The following is a 17147-nucleotide window of genomic DNA, read 5'->3' as shown; positions in this document are numbered from 1 at the left end:
GACAACATGTTACAACAACCATCGCAAAAATATTCCCCGCATATCCCCATTAATCTGCCTGACCGCCAGTGGCCGAATAAACAGCTGACCCACGCCCCCCGTTGGCTTTCAACCGACCTGCGCGACGGCAATCAGGCGCTGGCAGAGCCGATGGATTCGGCGCGTAAATTACGCTTCTGGGAACTGTTGCTCAAATGCGGCTTTAAGGAGATTGAAGTGGCGTTTCCGGCGGCTTCAGAGACGGATTTTCAGTTTGTTCGTCAACTGATTGAAGACAAGCTGATACCCAAAGATGTCACGATTCAAGTGTTAACGCAGGCGCGTTCTGACCTGATTGAACGGACCTTCGCCTCACTTGATGGGGCGGATAGCGCAACCGTGCACCTGTATAACGCAACCGCCCCGCTGTTTCGGCAACTGGTCTTTCGTCAAAGCAAAGAAGAGATCATCCAACTGGCGGTCAATGCAACGCAAAAGATCCGTGCTCTGTGTGAAGCCAACCCACAGACCCGGTGGAGTTATGAATATTCCCCGGAGACATTTTGTTTTACTGAGCCTGACTTTGCCCTGCAAATTTGTGAGGCGGTAGCTAATGTCTGGGAGCCGTCCCCTGAACGGCCGATGATCATTAATCTGCCAGCGACCGTTGAAGTCAATACGCCGAATGTCTACGCCGATCAGATTGAGTATTTCTGCCGCCATTTTTCACGCCGCAATGCTGTGTGTATCAGCGTGCACCCGCATAACGATCGCGGATGCGGCGTCGCGAGTGCGGAACTGGCGATGCTGGCAGGCGCCGACCGCGTAGAGGGATGTCTGTTTGGTAACGGTGAACGGACCGGGAATGTGTGTCTAGTCACGTTAGCAATGAATCTCTACAGCCAAGGGATTTCCCCAAACCTTGATTTTAGTGATATGAAGCACGTCGTTGAACGGGTCGAACAATGCAACCAATTGCCCGTTCATCCCCGTCATCCTTATGCAGGTAAGCTCGCTTTCACCGCTTTTTCTGGCTCTCACCAGGACGCTATCAAAAAGGGATTCACGGCCCGGCAGCAAGCCACGGACGAGCGTTGGGAAATGCCGTATCTTCCGGTCGATCCAAACGATATTGGCTGTAGCTATGAAGCGGTTATTCGCGTCAACAGCCAGTCAGGGAAAAGTGGAGCCGCATGGATTTTGGAACAAAACCATGGTCTTAAATTGCCGCGTCGCCTGCAGCAGGACTTTAGCCAGCACGTTCAGACTCAGACCGACAGCGGGGGCCACGAAATGACGCTGGCTGATATCTGGCAGTTGTTCCGCACCTTGTACATTCGCCATCAAACTGCCGGATGGCAATTGCTGGAGTATCGCAGCGAAAGCTTGGAAGACGGCAGAAATTCGTTTCGTGCGCGGATTCAGACGCCAGAAGGCATTATTCAGTTAAATGGCACAGGGAACGGGTTGTTGTCTGCTGCTGCCGATGCGCTCAAATCGCACTTCAAACTCACATTCGCGATTGAGGACTATCATGAGCATACCCTTGGCAGACACAACGAGAGCCGTTCTGCGGCCTATATTCTCTGTACATTTGCCGACGGCAAAAGTCGCTGGGGAGTGTGTATCGACAATGATGTTGCGCGGGCATCACTGCAGGCGTTGCTTAATGCATTGCCACTTTAATCGCGTGACTGAAAGTAATCACTGGGGGAAGCCCCGAGGATACGACGGAACATGGCGCTAAATGCGCTGTGGCTTTCATATCCAAGATCCAGTGCCACACGTAAAACCGATTGCCCCTGAGCAAGATAAGTCAGCGCAATCATCAGTTTCGCACGCCGCACCCATTCGCTGAATGAAAGTCCCGTTTGTTTACGGAATTGTCGTAACAACGTTCTCTCACTCATGTTGAGTTGGGCTGCGGCCACTGCGGCAGACCAAGACTTGCCGGGTTCATCCTGAATATGGCGACACAAAGTCTGTAATGCTGGGGTTTGTGGCTCCGGGAGATTAAACGGCAGCACGTTCATCACTCTAATTTCGTCAAGAATGAGCTCGTAGATCCTTTCTTCCCGGGTGCCGGCATGGTAATGCTCAGGCAACGAAAGCGAACTGACGATCAATTCTCGCAGCAAATCCGAAATCTGCACGACCTGACAAACTGCTGGCAAATCCGCCCGGGCAAAAGGGTCGATAAACAACGTTCTGGCAGCCACCTGCCCTATGACTTTCAGGCGATGACGCGTCCCGGCAGGCAACCATACGCCCCGGCTCGGTGGGACAATCCAATATCCCTGCTCTGTTTCTACTCTGACCACGCCGCTGAGCGTATGCAGAAGCTGTGCGCAATCGTGGCTGTGCCAAGGTTCAGTTGCGCCGTGAGAATAATCATGGGCAAATGGAATCAATGGGCGCGTAGAGAAGTTAAACTGAATGCTCGTCGTCATCGTTATCTTTCTGAAAAAAAATGAAAGTAGCATAGAAAACGTCGCGTGCGGAAGTATGGCGACGACCGGGTTTTACGATAATGAAATAGGATTGTGTCAGGGGTTGATATGCTGGCTGTTTCCTAGAAATAAGGTGGCCTAGTTCGTTAACAACAGGGAGTCAGTAAAAGCGTAATAGCGACCTCATCACTACCAGTATAAGCAGTTGAAAATTCACCAGTAATGGCGAAATAATATCTTCGTATTTATGATGAATTTAAAGGAATGAGGTGGCAAGGCGTGACAGCGAATAAAATGGGAATGAAGATTTTTATGCTGGCATTTGTGGCCAGTCTGGCAACGGGGTGCGCACCATTACACCCTTCCGGATGCCATAAAACTACGGCAACGGGGAATTGCGGTTCTGGCAAGTGGGATGATCAAGATGAATGGGGTGCGCAAGCGCGAGCGATCAAATCGGCGATAGAGGCAAAAATTGTCGATCCTCAAAACTGGAAAGGGAAGAAATGTAGGCTGCATATCGAGTTTGCGCAGAATGGCACGGTTTTAAACGTATCAACTAGCGACGGTAATAAAGCCTATTGCGCAGCGGTGAAATCAGCGGCCCAGCAAGCCACATTCCCAGCCTTCACCAATCCGGAGGTATACCGCGATTTTCAAAAATCTCGTTTTGATTTAAGCGGTTAGCCATACCGTGAACATGAGTATGCCCGATTTTCGTTCATAGCAGGCTCTCCTCACAAAGCTCGCCACCGCCTTATGAGGCATTTGGTATGGGCCTCCTGCCCGTTGTCCTTTGCGCCTGAGTTTGCAAATATGTGCCACACTCGGTTTTATCCCGCGAACAAACAACAGAGGCCAAACATGCCCCCGTTTTATCAGCTTACCGCCACCAGCCTGCAAGGCCAGCCTATCGCTATGTCCGATTACTCCGGCAAGCTAGTTCTGGTGGTCAATACCGCCAGCCACTGTGGGTTCACGCCGCAATATGCGGGCCTTGAGGCGCTCTACACGAAATACGCCGCGCAGGGGCTCGTCATTCTGGGTTTCCCCTGTAATCAATTTGGTAAGCAGGAGCCCGGCGATGCGGATGCCATCGCGCAGACCTGTCATATCAACTACGGCGTGAGTTTCCCGATGTTTGCAAAAGTCGAGGTTAACGGCGGCGCCGCGCATCCTCTGTTTCGTTTCCTAAAAGCCGAATTACCCGGCGTGCTGGGTGGGAGAATTAAGTGGAACTTCACTAAGTTCTTGGTGGGGCGTGACGGTAAGCCGTTAAAACGTTTTTCGCCGATGACTACGCCGGAGAAGATGGAAAGCGCCATTATTGCGGCACTGGGTATTTGAGAACCGGTCTGATGGTTTGCGCTGATTGGTAAAATCGATGCCTTAACCCTCACCCCAGCCCTCTTCCTTAAAAAGGGCGAGGGGGCGCAGTGTGCCTCGTTTTAATTTCTGTGAACGAACTTCAAGTAAACAGCATTACCCAATGGGCGATGCGTCGAATGAAACATTTGTTTATCTATCTGTTCGCAGAATATTAGCCCGATTCACAGAACCTCAATCACTTCAAATTCCTCTGCAACCAGCTCCATCTCATCAGAAAAATACCCTTCGCGAAGAAAGAATTTCTGATGTTCTCTGCGCCAATAGCCAAGACTCAAGTCGCCTTCACCCTCCTTTCGCGCAAGCTCAGCGGTCACATCGCAAAAACGCAGCAGCCGCATCGAAATCAACCTAATAACGCAGACCGGTACATCCTGGCCATCAAGGATGATGTTATAGCTGCCAATTAAGGGAGCACCATCTTCTTGCTGGTAAGAGGCTAAAGAGCCACATGAGGCGGTTTTAATTCCTTTAACAACCAAAGCGGCAAGCTCGTTTGCCAGTTCTGGACTGTCACCAAATTGCCAAGCATTGGCTGCAGGATACTTAATTTTTAATTCATCGACTAAGGACATCGAAAAACCTTTTTGAGCGCGTTAAAAGAATAAATTTTATACCTGATTTGCGTGGACATTGCTCTCGCATTGATGAGCGTATCTGCGCCTGATGGCGCTTCGCTTATCAGGCCTACGGGTCTGTGTATGGTGGGATCGGTAGGCCGGGTCAGGCGTAGCCGCCGCCCGGCACTCTCGCGGAACGTTAGTAGCGCACGCACACCGACTTGGTTTCGCACCAATCGTTGAGCCAGTCCGGACCAAAATCACGCCCCGTTCCCGACTGTTTCATGCCACCAAACGGCAGGTTAGCGTCAATTAGCGTATGGCTGTTGACCCACACTGTCCCGGCCTGCAGGCGGTCGGTGTAGTTCAGCGCCTGAGTCAGGTCGCGGGTCCAGACGCTGGCGGTCAGGCCAAAATCGCTGTCGTTTGCCAGCCGCAGCGCTTCTTCACCGTCGGCGACGCGCACCAAGTTCACCACCGGGCCGAAGACCTCTTCACGGGTCAAACGCAGATTTGCGTCAGGGTTAATCACAAGCGTTGGGGGAATATAAAAACCCTGCGCATCCGGGCCAACGTTGCCGCTGATCAGTTCGGCCTTTTGTTGACGCGCTTCGTCAAGATAAGCCGCAACCTTCGCGCAGTGGGCCTTGGAAACCACCGGGTTAATCTGCGTGGTTTCCAGCATACCTGGCCCCACCGACATCGACTTCACCGCCTGCTCAAAACCGCTCACCAGCGTATCAAAAATGGGCGCTTCAATATAAATACGTGAGCTGGCGGCGCACACCTGCCCCTGGTTCAGAAAGCTGCCGGTCATCAGCCCTTCGATAACCCACTGCGGATCGGCATCTTTTAACACGATAGCCGGGTTTTTGCCGCCCAACTCCAGCGTCACGCGGGTCAGGCGGTCGGCAGCAACGCGGGCAATCTGCTTGCCGGTAGCGGTGGAGCCGGTAAAGCTCACCTTGGCTACGTGCGGGTGAGAGGTTAACGCCGCGCCGCACTCAGCGCCGCTGCCGGTGACCACGTTAAAGATGCCTTCCGGAATCCCCGCTTCACTCGCCAACTCCGCCACGCGCAGCAACGTCAGCGGCGTAGTTTCTGATGGTTTAATCACGATAGAACAGCCCGCCGCCAGCGCCGGCATCACTTTCCACATGCCAATCATCAGCGGGAAGTTCCACGGCACAATGCCAGCAACCACGCCCACCGGCTCTTTTTTGGTCCACGCCTGATAGCGTGCGCCCTGCGGGAAAGGGATCGACACATCCAGCGTACGGCCGCTGATTTTGGTGGTCAGCCCGGCGGTGTAACGCATCCAGTTCAGGGTGCAACCCACTTCAAAGGCGCGGGAAATATTGATTGATTTGCCCTGCTCCAGCGTTTCCAGTTGCGCCAGTTCTTCGCCGTGTTGTTCAACCAGATCGGCAAAACGCAGCAGTACACGTTCGCGGTCAGCAGGCGTGCGTCCGGCCCAACTGCGCGAGACAAACGCGCGCCAAGCGGACATCACTGCGCGGTCAACATCACCGGCATTAGCATCGGCGGTGGTGGCAATCGCCTGCCCGGTCGCCGGGTTCCAGACGGTGAGACGTTTTTCACTTTGGGCCGCCTGCTGCGCGCCATCAATATAGAGTCCATGCTGACGGTCTAAAAATTGCTGTACGCTGGCGAGCAGCGCTACCTGTTGTGCGGACATAGCGTCTCCTTATTCTTCACGGATAGTCATTTCAGTCTACGGTGGGATAGGAAAAGCCGCTTTTGTCTCTGTGACAATCGCTGTTGCGGCTGTGACAGACGCCGCAATTCAACAGATTGCGACGGCAGAAATGTGTGGCAGGTAATAGTTCTTTCATATATTCCCCCTTTCGCCCTTGTTTACGGCAACATTAATGCAACAATAACCACACATTTTCATTGCAGAGATGGCATATGGCAGCGGGAGACAGTGGCGAGACGTACCAAAACTGGCTGGCAAAGATTAACCAAGTCTGCGGGCATTTTGCTGCCCGTCCGCTGGAGGGGGATTTTCATGGCGAAATTGATACCAGCTATGCTGGGAGCTTAAAGCTCAGCACCGTCACCTCGCGCAACGTCAATCTCTACCGCACTCGCCAAGAGATTCGCGGTGGCAACGACGCTTGGTTTTACACCGTGTTCCAACTTTCTGGACAGGCTCATATCGAGCAAGAAGAGAGCCAGGTTCGTCTTGAAACCGGTGACATGACGCTGATTGACGCCTCCCGCCCCTGTTCGATTATCTGGCAGCAAACTTCGCGTCAGGTCTCTTTGTTACTGCCGCGCCAGATGCTGGAAAACCAACTGCGCGGCAGCGGTATTCGCGTCGCGACCCGCCTCGACAAATCCTTGCCGATGGTGCAACTCAGCCAGCGACTGTTGCATGAAAGCATGAGCAGCCCAACGCTTTCGGCCAGCGAAAGCGAAGCGGCGCTCGACGCCATCGTTTGTCTGCTGCGCCCGATGCTGCATCAGCAGGAAGTCCAGCCATCGCGTCGAGAGAAGCAATTTTCGCGCATTATGGCGCTGGTTGACGAGGCGATTCAGGAAGAACACCTGCGCCCTGAGTGGTTGGCCGATGAAACGGGGATGTCAGTGAGGAGTTTGTATCGTCTGTTTGCCGATAAGGGCTTAGTTGTGGCGCAGTACATTAAAAACCGGCGTCTGGATCTGTGCGCTCAGGCGTTACAAAGCGCGCGCGATGATGAAAAACTGGCGGGAATTGGTTATCGCTGGGGCTTCAGCGACCACAGCCACTTCTCCACCGCCTTCAAACAGCGGTTCGGCATGTCGCCGGGAGAGTATCGTAAGCGCGGTCGCTGAAACTTAACGAAATCAGTTATCTTTAATCAGTTGCGCGACGTCGCTGCTGTTGATTTCACGAGTGTTACCGTCTTGATCGACGTAGCTTGTCATTCCTGTTTCTTTATCCAACTGCGGTTTGCCTTCGGTGACAATCGTCTGCCCGCTTTTGGTGGTCATCACGTAGTTGCTGGTGCAACCTGCCAGCGCCAGCAGCAGTAAACCCATACCAGAAATATAAAACGACTTTTTCATGTTCTCTCCCATTTCCGTCCACACATCGAGTGTGGTTTACGTGTGTATTGTATGCATGATAGCGGCGGACCGGATAGAGATGGGATGTAACAGAAGATAAATTCAGGCAGTTACGGTGAATAGCCCGGTGGCGCTCCGCTTACCGGGCTTACATCACGCGTAGGCCTGATAAGCGAAGCGCCATCAGGCCAGACGTAAATTACAGCGCGATACGAATCACATCGTCAGGCGCGGTGGCCTCTTTTTGACGGGTAGACTCTTGTTTCACGCTGACATAGAGCGTTTTACCGTCAGCAGACAGCGCCAGGCTGTTCGGGAAGGTTGGCGTCTGGATGGTTTTCGTCACTTTATAGGTTTTCGCGTCGATAACCGTCACGGTGCCGGCTTTACGCTGGGTCACGTAGACTTCATTGCGCGCCGGGTTAAACAGCACCGCCAGCCCTTCTTTGGTGTCGACTTTCGCCAGCACTTTGCCGTCTTTCAGATTGACCGCCAGCACTTCCGGCTGTTTGGCATCGGTAATGAACGCGCGCTGGCCATCTTTATCCAGGCTGATGTTCATGTAGAAATGCTCTTTACCGTCGTCCATCAGTTTCTGGCGGCTAACGATTTTGTTGCTTGCCGTATCGATGGTGATCAGTTCGCCGTCGGCGTTGGTCACATACAGACGCTGTTTATCCGCATCAACGGCCAGGCCTGTACCGAAGCTGCCGGTCCCTTCAATAGTGGTTTTCAGCGCAATTTTGTCACCATCTACCACCCATACGGCGCTATTTTCTTTGCCGATGCCGGTGATATAAACGGTGTTGGTTTTCTCATCAACCGCCAGCTGACGCGGCTGCAGCGGCTTCACGGTTTCGCTACGCTTACGGTTATCCAGCACCAAGCGCCCTTTTACGTCGCCACTTTTCGCATCGATAGCGGTGACAGAGCCGTTGGTGGTGTTGCCAAACCACAGGGTTTGCGTCTGCGCATTGATGGTCGCGCCAAACGGCTTGAGATCATTGTGGATAGCCTGGGTAACTTCCAGCGTCACAGGGTCGAGGCGATAAACCACGCCGCCTTTATCGGTTTTACGGCTCTGTGAGGTGGCCAGCCACAGCGCATTTTCCTGCTGGCTGTAGGCCATTTCATATGCCCCTTTACCGACCGCTTTGCGCAGCATTTCGTCTGCGGCATGCGCGCTAAAGCTCCCCGCAAGCAGTAAAGCACTCAACAGCAGAGAACGGCGCAGGCGCGGTGCGGACAATTGACGTAATGACATGACGACTCCCTTTGATGAACTATTTTTTACGCTTCACATCGCTTCAGGCTTCGCGGCGTCGTTGCACCGCGTTTTATAGATGCGAATAGTAATCATTAATTCATGCAAAGTGGAGCATTTGTTTGTCCACGCAACCAAATAGTTGCTGTTTCATTACCTGCACTTAACGATTTATGCTGCTAAAGTTTTCAATATATTTACAAAAGTATTACCCTATTCAGGTTGTTCCATTTGGTTCATTTTTGCGAGTTTTCCATGAAAATCATTACTGTTCGCACAGCTACGCTGCCCGCGCTGCTGCTGCCGCTTATTTTTACGCCACTGTCCTGGGCCAATGACGAACAAACCTTAATTGTCACCGCCGCGCCGCAGACGCTATCCGAGCTGGATACCCCCGCCGCCGTGAGCGTGGTTGATGGCGAAGAGATGCGCCATGCCACCCCGCGGGTCAACCTTTCAGAATCTCTGGGTGCGGTGCCGGGGTTGCAGATCCAAAACCGGCAGAACTACGCCCAGGATCTCCAGCTCTCCATTCGCGGATTTGGTTCGCGTTCCACTTATGGCGTGCGCGGTATTCGCATGTATGTCGACGGCATTCCGGCAACGATGCCCGATGGTCAGGGGCAAACCTCGAATATTGATATCGGCAGCGTCGACCATATTGATGTGTTGCGCGGCCCCTTCTCCGCGCTTTACGGAAACTCATCCGGCGGCGTGGTGAACGTCACCACCCAGACAGGCCAGCAGCCGACAACGTTAGAAGCCAGTAGTTACTACGGTAGTTTTGGCACTTGGCACTACGGCATGAAGGCCAGCGGTGCAGTGGGCGACGGTACGCATTCTGGCGATGTTGACTATACGGTGTCGACAAATCGATTCATCACCCACGGCTATCGCGACCACAGCGCCGCACGCAAAAATCTGGCAAACGCCAAACTGGGCGTGCGCATTAACGATGCCAGCAAGCTGACCCTGTTGTTCAACAGCGTGGATATTAAAGCCAACGATCCCGGTGGCCTGAGCTACGGCGAAATGCATCAGAACCCGCAGCAGTCACCGCGCGGCGAGCAGTACAACACCCGCAAAAGCGTCAAGCAGACCCAGGCGGGGCTGCGCTATGAGCGTCAGCTTAGCGAGCGCGACGAGCTTAGCGTGATGATGTACGCAGGCGAGCGTCAAACCACGCAGTACCAGTCGATTCCACGCGCGCCGCAGCTTAAACCGACCCATGCAGGCGGTGTTATCGATCTCGACCGTCATTATCAGGGCATCGATACCCGCTGGACCCACAGCGGCGAGCTGCTGGTCCCTGTGACCTTCACCACCGGCCTCGATTACGAGAACATGAGCGAGAAGCGCCGGGGCTACGAAAACTTCGTGATGGACGGCAGCACCCCGGTCTACGGCGAGAAAGGCAATCTGCGCCGCAATGAACGCAATCTCATGTGGAACCTTGATCCGTATCTGCAAACCCAGTGGCAGTTGACCGATAAGCTCAGCCTCGATGCGGGCGTGCGTTACAGTTCAGTATGGTTTGATTCCAACGATCGCTACGTCACCGCGAAGAATGGCGATGACAGCGGCGATGCTAGCTATCACAAGTGGCTACCTGCGGGATCGTTAAAGTATGCGATGACCGAAGCTTGGAACGTCTATCTCTCCGCTGGGCGCGGCTTTGAGACGCCGACGATTAACGAGCTTTCCTATCGCTCCGGCGATCAGAGCGGGTTGAACTTTGGCCTACAGCCTTCAACCAACGAAACGGTGGAAGTCGGCAGTAAAACGCGTATCGGCAATGGGTTGCTTACCGCCGCGCTGTTCCAGACCGACACCGATAATGAGATTGTCGTCGACAGCAGCAGCGGCGGACGCACCAGCTACAAAAACGCCGGCAAAACCCGTCGTCAGGGTATGGAACTGTCGCTCGATCAGCAATTCGCCGAGAACTGGCGCGCGAAGGCGGCTTGGACATGGCTTGACGCCACCTACCGCACGAACGTCTGCGACGACGCCAGCTGTAACGGCAATCGTATCCCCGGCATCGCGCGCAATATGGGCTTCGCGTCATTGGGTTATGCGCCAGAAAGCGGCTGGTACGCGGGGGCCGATGTGCGTTATTTGAGCGATATTATGGCTAACGATGAGAACACCGCACGCGCGCCATCGTGGACGGTCGTGGGCCTAAATACCGGCTATAAGTTCGATATTGGCAACTGGAGTCTGGATCTGTTTGGTCGTGTCGATAACCTGTTTGACCGGGAGTATGTTGGCTCGGTTATCGTCAACGAGTCCAACGGCCGATACTACGAGCCGGCTCCAGGGCGTAACTACGGGGTAGGATTGAACGTCGCTTGGCGGTTTGAATAACGTTGATACATTGCCCGGTGGCGCTGCGCTTACCGGGCCGACATAATCATGCAACCGTGTAGGCCTGATAAGCGCAGCGCCATCAGGCACAAATATTAGTGCTGATACTGCTGCTGCAAGAAGCTCGCGGATTCATCAATTACCTGGCATATCGCCATATGACTGGCCGAAGGTTCCTTTTTTTCCAGCGCGGTCAGTAAAGGTTGGTAAAGGTTTATATGCTGAAACGGTTCGATAGAGTGATTATATAAATAATGGAAGCTAGGCCCGGCGCGAACCCATAATTGTTCAATCATGGTCATTAACGTCGGCATTTCCGCATAAGCGTAAATTTTAAAGCGAAATTGATAATTAGCTTGCAGCATTTTAGTGATATCGCCAGCAGTTTTGGCCTCGTGAAATAACGACGAGAGGTCATTCAACTCACCAATCTTGTCGGCAGTGATTTTACCCGATGCCGTCGCTGTCGCCATTCCTTCGAGATTTTTGCGGATCTGGCTAATTTCACGATATCCTGATTTCGTTAACACCGTAACCATGAAGGCCTGAGCTGGCGCGGCTCGCAGCGCGCCGGAGGAAACCAGCCGAAGCAATGCTTCTCGAACAGGTGTAATACTGATCCCCTGATTAACCGCTATTTCTCGCGTCACCAATCGTTCGCCTGGTTTCAAAGCACCGATGATCAGTGCATTCTTGATATTATTCTCTACTTGTTGCGTCAGACTGATACGTTGCGCTTTTGCAAAATCCAGCATTTTTATTTTAACTCCACATATTATAGGTCCAGAGCCCTATTATAATTAATAGCTGGCGTTTCCTATTTTGCTCAGAAAATACAATATATATTTTAAAATTGCTCCCTGAGTGAAATTATCCAACCATTATTTCTACAGCCACCCTAAAGTGAGGCAGACAAACTGTCGACCTCATGGGGGAATATAAGAGAAATAGTCTAGGCATTACAGCTGTGCATTCAGCCGCACCACCAGATAAACGCAGGTTCTGTCGCTATCGTTGATAAATCGGCAATCGTTCGGCGGCCCAAGCTCCAAGCAATCCCCCGTCTGCATACGATGCGCTATCTCCCCTTCCATAAACAGCAACTCCCCATCCTGAACCCAGAGAAGCTGGCGTGCCAGCGCATATGCTGACGCCGGCATAGGAATATCACTGCCAGCAGGCAGCTCTATTTGCACCAAATCAATCGGCAGTTCGCCGCGCGGGGAAACATGGCGGCGCAGGTAATGGCTTTGCGGATCGTGCCAGACCGGTTGATCGGCAAAACGTAGCAGCTTGCCCTCTTGAATCTCGGCCCGGGCAATCAGCGTCGACATGCTGATGGCAAACGCGCCGGACAGTTTCGCCAGCAGTGCCGCCGTGGGGCTGCTCTCCCCACGTTCGATTTTGTGGATCATCGCCCGCGAAACGCTGGCACGGTCAGCCAAATCGCTCAGCGACCAGCCGCGTGACTCACGCTCAATGCGAATTCTTGCACCGATTCGCTGATTTAGGTTGTCTTCAATAGTATTCATGGCGTAATAATATAGTGAACAAGCTACAGGGTGCAACTATGTCTATTCGTTTTGCTGCAAAAGAAGACTGCGCCGCAATTGCGGCCATTTATAACCATGCGGTGGTTCACACTGCCGCTATCTGGAACGATAAAACCGTTGATACCGATAACCGCATTGCCTGGTTTGAAGCGCGGCAGTATGGTCACTTTCCGGTGCTGGTGAGTGAAGAAAACGGCGTCATCACCGGCTATGCCTCCTACGGTGACTGGCGCAACTTCGACGGTTTTCGCCACACGGTCGAACACTCCGTTTACGTCCATCCTGACCATCAGGGCAAAGGTCTGGGCGGCCTCCTGCTCGGCGCATTGATTAGCGAGGCGAAACGTCGCGGCAAGCACGTGATGGTCGCCGGGATCGAATCGCAAAACCACGCTTCATTGCACCTGCACCAAAAGCACGGTTTTGTGACCACCGGGCAGATGCCGCAGGTGGGCACGAAATTCGGGCGCTGGCTGGATTTGACGTTTATGCAGCTGCAGCTTGACGATCGTCAAGAACCGGATGCCAAAGCATGAACCAATCCCTCACGCTGACGTTCCTGATAGCCGCCGGGATCGGACTGGTTATCCAGAACACGTTGATGGTGCGCATAACTCAGTCCGCCTCCACCATTTTGGTGGCGATGTTGCTTAACTCGCTGGTGGGGATCGTGCTGTTTGTCACCATTTTGCTGATTAAATACGGTCTTTCCGGCGTGAACGAGCTGGTCGCAACGATTAAGTGGTGGACGCTGATCCCCGGCCTTTTGGGATCATTTTTTGTGTTTGCCAGCATCAGCGGTTATCAGTACGTGGGGGCCGCAACGACCATTGCGGTGCTGGTCGCAAGCCAGCTTATCGGCGGTTTGGTGATGGATATTGTCAAAAGCCACGGTATTCCCTGGCGCGCATTAGTCGGCCCCGTTTGCGGTGCAGTGATGTTGATTGTTGGGGCGTGGCTGGTTGCCAGACGGCAGTTCTAGTTGCGAAGAATATGTAAGCCTGATAAGCGCAGCGCCATCAGGCACCGCGCGCAACATTGCCGGATGGCGGCGTTGCCTTATCCGGCCTACCAAGTTTAAAGGATAGTCCCACCTTGGCTGAGCAATTCGCGACGCGCTTCTTCCAGCTCCTGCTGGTTCTTGCCGTGATGGGCAATTGCCACACGCAAACGCTGTTGCTGGGTAAAGCGGTCTTCGCGGCTAAGCTCCGCGTCGTCACTCAACACCGTCAGCAATTCGTTCATATGCGTAATCACGCTTTCGGCAATCGCGGCATCAACGCGTGCGGTAATCTCTTCCAGATGTGACATAGTCGCTCCTTAATTAATTTTCACTTTCGAGAAATCACTGCCCATCAGGCTCACGCTGTAGCCGGTAATATTGCTGCGCGTGGCGTAGAAAGTTTTGCCATTTGCCAAAGCAATCCACGGAGCCTGCTGATAGTAAATTTCCTGCGCTTGGCCATACAGCGCGGCACGTTTCGCCGGATCGCTGACCACCAGCGCTTTTTTGACAAGGCCATCATACTCTTTATTACACCAGCGCGCGGCGTTAGAGCCGGATTTAATGCTGTCGCAGCCGAGCAGCGTGTTGGCAAAGTTATCCGGATCACCGTTATCTGACATCCAGCCGTACAGCGCGCTGTCGTGCTCGCCTTTGCGAATGCCGGTAAGATATTCGCCCCACTCGTAGCTGACGATTTTGGCCTTCACGCCCACTTTTGCCCAATCATTCTGGATCATTTCGGCAATACGCCGCGAATTCGGGTTGTACGGACGTTGCACCGGCATCGACCACAGCGTCACATCCACGCCCTTCTCAAGCCCGGCCTGTTTCAGCAGCGCCTTCGCTTTTTCCGGGTCGTAACCGTAATCCTGCAGATCTTTTTTGTAGCCCATCATATTCGGCGGGATCGGCGATTTCGCCACCGTACCAGAGCCCATAAACACCGCATTGACGATAGCCTGTTTATCGGTGGCATAGTTCAGCGCCTGACGCACCAGCACATTATCAAACGGCTTTTTCGCGGTGTTAAATGCCAGATAGCCGACGTTCAGCGCATCAACCGAATGCAGCGTCAGGTCATGGTTTTTCTTAATCACATCGAACTGCACCGGAGACGGCGCCGGGATAATCTGGCATTCGTTAGTTTGCAGCTTCGCCAGACGCGTTTCAACGTTCGGCGTAATGGAGAAGATCAGATGTTTGGTCGGCACTGCGCCATCCCAGTAGTTCGGGTTAGCTAGGTAGCGAATTTGCGAATCGACCTTGTACTGCTGCAACACATAAGGACCGGTACCGATTGGCCAGTTGTCGACATTTTCCGGCGTGCCTTGTTTGAGCATCGCATCGGCATATTCAGCAGACAGAATCGAGGCGAAGTCCATTCCCCAGTCGGCCAGGAAAGCGGCGTTCGGCTTGTTTAAAACGAACTGCACGTGATAGTCATCGACCTTCTTCACCTCTTTAATCAGCTTATCGAGGCCAACGTCGCTAAAGTACTCATAGTTACCCTGCGAGACGTTGTGGTACGGATGGTCTTTATCCTTTTGTCTCAGGACGGAAAAAATCACGTCATCAGCGTTAAAATCACGAGTCGGTTTGAAGAATTTGTTGCTGTTGAACTTCACGCCCTGACGCAGGGTAAAGGTATAAGTCAGGCCGTCAGGCGAAATCTTCCACTCGGTAGCCAGCGATGGAACCGGGGTATTTTTAACCGGATCAAAGTTGATTAAGCGGTTGTACAGCACCTGCGAACTGGCGACAAAGCTGGGGCCGGAGCTGGCGATTTGCGGGTTAAAGGATTCCGGTGAGGCTTCGGAACAGTAGATGAGCGTGTCGTTGTTTGCCGCGAAGGCGCTTGCCGGTAACAGTGCGCTGAGCGCCAGCGCGAGGAGCGTTTTCCCTGTGGTCATGGTTATATGCCTTTCAATTTTATTATAAGCGAGGACGCCCTAATAACAGCACAGCGCCAGATAACTGGCAAATAACCAATTTGTCTCAGGTTATGCTGAATGACGGCAAATTGGTGGTTTCTTCATCGGCCAACCACAAGATTTAACTTAAGTAAAAACATTCAATGCCGCGAGAATTACCCTATTTACCCCTCTCTTTCACCGTTTGTTGCTTTGTGCATTGCGTAAAGTAATGACGTGAAGAAGTCTATGGGACAGGAACGTGGCAAAAACACTTTTACGCAGTGGAAGTCTTGATGATTTTCAGGCCGTAGGCGGCGGCGGGCAAACCGTATTCCATTCCGCATTGCAAGTGCGGGAAACGCTGCGTTTACGCAAACAATACGCGCTGGCAGATTGCCTAGCCGTACCTCAGCTTAACGACGAAGGCGACCGGGTCGACTGGTATTCCCCTATTGCGGGCGAAGTTATCGGCTGGAAAGCGGCGGATGAAACGCAGCGTAATCGCGCTCTGCACTATTTAGAAGGATTGCAGGAGAGCGCACGCGCGCTCAGCAAGAAGTGCCTGCAATCGGAAAAAACCGCCCAGCAGCTGTTTGGTGCGCTGCTGGAAAAATCTCTTCAGTTTCCCGGCGAGAACCATCTGTTCTTAGTCGATGGCAAACCGGTAATTAGCTTCTGGGGCTTTGTTAACCTTAACGAAGGCGCGCGCGAAGATGCTCTCGACTGCTTGCGCTATGTCGAACCAGAACTGCCGGAAGAGCCGGTGATTACTGAAATCCCCGAAGTTGAAGCGCCGGAAGTCCCGGCGGTGACCTTTAGCGAAGCCGATGCGCCGCTGCTGAGCGCTAACGAGCCACTTCTCGATGCTTACACGCTGCCGGAAGAAGAACCGCTGGCAACGCCGACGCCAGTTGAAACCGTCGTGACACCAGCCGCTACCCCGAAAACACGGCGTTCGCGCTGGGTATGGGGCGTTCCGCTGGCCGCAGCGGTGGCGGCGGTAGCAATTGCCGTACCGCTGATGATCCCCACGACCCAGGCCGAGTCCGAACCGATTACCGAAACCGCAGCGATGTCCGAATCTGCGGTGGTTAAAGCACCCGATATGCCAGTATTGTTGAGCGCCCTGCCGCTGCATCAGGCCATCGTCAAAGCTGAACCGGTGGTCAAGCCGGAAGAGAAACCGCTGACCATCGCCGTTATCCCCAAAGATGCGATGGTGATGGATGCTGACCAAATGCGCATCGGCACCACCCGTTTTCTGAACGGCAACTGGCGGGTACAGATGGATATCAGCGATGCCCACAGCGGCAAAGCGCCAAGCCTGCGCTACCAGATCCAGAATAATAAAGGCACCGCCCGCGTCGTTCGCGAAGGCAATATTGTCTGCAAAGCCGCCATTTTCTCCGGGCTGCATCAAAACGGTGAGCTGATGATAAAGAGCCGGGGCAACGCCCAGTGCAGCGACGGTGCGCGCTATCCGCTGCCGGAGATCAGCTGTAAGCCAGGCAACAGCAACGTTGCCGTCTGTACTGCTCGCTTTGACGCCAAAACGGTTGTGCCGTTGACCTTTAAAAAGACGGGAGCCTAAACC

Annotated in this window: 17 protein-coding genes; 8 read left to right on the top strand and 9 right to left on the bottom strand. The window is 53.4% G+C overall.

The features are described from left to right. Positions 1–6: 6 nt before the first annotated feature. Positions 7–1665, top strand: a complete 1659-nt coding sequence (leuA, locus tag AB4K05_RS08680) for a 2-isopropylmalate synthase (RefSeq protein ID WP_368479577.1) — start codon at positions 7–9, stop codon at positions 1663–1665. Here the strand turns inward: leuA and AB4K05_RS08675 are convergent. After that, positions 1662–2429: a helix-turn-helix transcriptional regulator gene (locus AB4K05_RS08675; protein ID WP_368479576.1), complete on the bottom strand. Its 768-nt coding sequence runs from the start codon at positions 2427–2429 to the stop codon at positions 1662–1664. The two genes, leuA and AB4K05_RS08675, sit on opposite strands and share 4 nt — an antisense overlap. Before the next feature lie 294 nt (positions 2430–2723). On the opposite strand from AB4K05_RS08675, the gene tolA reads away from it, so the two are divergent. Continuing rightward, positions 2724–3116, top strand: coding sequence for a cell envelope integrity protein TolA (gene tolA / locus AB4K05_RS08670; protein WP_368479728.1), 393 nt, complete (start codon positions 2724–2726; stop codon positions 3114–3116). Positions 3117–3293: 177 nt separating this feature from the next. Further along, positions 3294–3776 (top strand): glutathione peroxidase, encoded by a 483-nt coding sequence (locus tag AB4K05_RS08665; protein WP_368479575.1) that lies wholly within the window; start codon positions 3294–3296, stop codon positions 3774–3776. Positions 3777–3979: 203 nt separating this feature from the next. Here the strand turns inward: AB4K05_RS08665 and AB4K05_RS08660 are convergent, their stop codons facing one another. Together AB4K05_RS08660 and AB4K05_RS08655 are read right to left on the bottom strand one after the other, a co-directional pair. Continuing rightward, on the bottom strand, positions 3980–4390 hold the full coding sequence (locus tag AB4K05_RS08660; RefSeq protein WP_368479574.1) for an ASCH domain-containing protein: 411 nt from the start codon (positions 4388–4390) through the stop codon (positions 3980–3982). 184 nt (positions 4391–4574) lie between these two features. Then, on the bottom strand, positions 4575–6074 hold the full coding sequence (locus tag AB4K05_RS08655; protein WP_368479573.1) for an aldehyde dehydrogenase family protein: 1500 nt from the start codon (positions 6072–6074) through the stop codon (positions 4575–4577). A gap of 233 nt (positions 6075–6307) precedes the next feature. Between AB4K05_RS08655 and feaR the strand changes: the two genes are divergently transcribed. After that, a complete protein-coding gene (gene feaR, locus AB4K05_RS08650; protein ID WP_368479572.1) occupies positions 6308–7216 on the top strand; it encodes a transcriptional regulator FeaR in 909 nt (302 codons plus the stop codon). A 12-nt stretch (positions 7217–7228) separates the two neighbouring features. Here feaR and AB4K05_RS08645 read toward each other — a convergent pair whose 3' ends face one another. Both AB4K05_RS08645 and AB4K05_RS08640 read right to left on the bottom strand, forming a co-directional pair. Further along, positions 7229–7450, bottom strand: coding sequence for a YgdI/YgdR family lipoprotein (locus AB4K05_RS08645; protein ID WP_368479571.1), 222 nt, complete (start codon positions 7448–7450; stop codon positions 7229–7231). A 199-nt stretch (positions 7451–7649) separates the two neighbouring features. Beyond that, positions 7650–8714 carry a YncE family protein gene (locus AB4K05_RS08640; RefSeq protein WP_368479570.1) on the bottom strand — a complete coding sequence of 355 codons (1065 nt, stop codon included), beginning with the start codon at positions 8712–8714 and terminating at the stop codon, positions 7650–7652. A 255-nt stretch (positions 8715–8969) separates the two neighbouring features. Here AB4K05_RS08640 and pqqU point away from each other — a divergent pair, with 255 nt between their 5' ends. After that, complete coding sequence (pqqU, locus tag AB4K05_RS08635; RefSeq protein WP_368479569.1) at positions 8970–11081, top strand: TonB-dependent receptor PqqU; 2112 nt, start codon at positions 8970–8972, stop codon at positions 11079–11081. A 95-nt stretch (positions 11082–11176) separates the two neighbouring features. Here pqqU and AB4K05_RS08630 read toward each other — a convergent pair whose 3' ends face one another. Continuing rightward, on the bottom strand, positions 11177–11836 hold the full coding sequence (locus tag AB4K05_RS08630; RefSeq protein ID WP_368479568.1) for a GntR family transcriptional regulator: 660 nt from the start codon (positions 11834–11836) through the stop codon (positions 11177–11179). A gap of 204 nt (positions 11837–12040) precedes the next feature. Continuing rightward, positions 12041–12613, bottom strand: a complete 573-nt coding sequence (locus tag AB4K05_RS08625; RefSeq protein ID WP_368479567.1) for a helix-turn-helix domain-containing protein — start codon at positions 12611–12613, stop codon at positions 12041–12043. A 38-nt stretch (positions 12614–12651) separates the two neighbouring features. Between AB4K05_RS08625 and AB4K05_RS08620 the strand changes: the two genes are divergently transcribed. Beyond that, entirely contained in the window at positions 12652–13170 is a 519-nt protein-coding gene (locus AB4K05_RS08620; RefSeq protein WP_368479566.1) for an N-acetyltransferase family protein, read from the top strand. Next, on the top strand, positions 13167–13616 hold the full coding sequence (locus AB4K05_RS08615; RefSeq protein WP_368479565.1) for a DMT family transporter: 450 nt from the start codon (positions 13167–13169) through the stop codon (positions 13614–13616). The genes AB4K05_RS08620 and AB4K05_RS08615 overlap by 4 nt, the downstream gene beginning before the upstream one ends. A 95-nt stretch (positions 13617–13711) precedes the next feature. Here AB4K05_RS08615 and AB4K05_RS08610 read toward each other — a convergent pair whose 3' ends face one another. Both AB4K05_RS08610 and AB4K05_RS08605 read right to left on the bottom strand, forming a co-directional pair. Beyond that, positions 13712–13945 (bottom strand): DUF2526 family protein, encoded by a 234-nt coding sequence (locus AB4K05_RS08610; protein WP_368479564.1) that lies wholly within the window; start codon positions 13943–13945, stop codon positions 13712–13714. Positions 13946–13954: 9 nt separating this feature from the next. Next, positions 13955–15550 (bottom strand): ABC transporter substrate-binding protein, encoded by a 1596-nt coding sequence (locus tag AB4K05_RS08605; RefSeq protein WP_368479563.1) that lies wholly within the window; start codon positions 15548–15550, stop codon positions 13955–13957. Positions 15551–15812: 262 nt separating this feature from the next. Between AB4K05_RS08605 and AB4K05_RS08600 the strand changes: the two genes are divergently transcribed. Then, a complete protein-coding gene (locus AB4K05_RS08600; RefSeq protein WP_368479562.1) occupies positions 15813–17144 on the top strand; it encodes an SrfA family protein in 1332 nt (443 codons plus the stop codon). The last annotated feature ends 3 nt before the right edge of the window (positions 17145–17147 follow it).

Origin of the sequence: Kluyvera sp. STS39-E (assembly GCF_040932435.1) — a bacterium.
Classification (GTDB): Bacteria; Pseudomonadota; Gammaproteobacteria; order Enterobacterales; family Enterobacteriaceae; genus Kluyvera.
The sequence above is the reverse complement of the archived record's forward strand: the minus strand, read 5'-3'. Positions and strand labels throughout refer to the sequence as shown.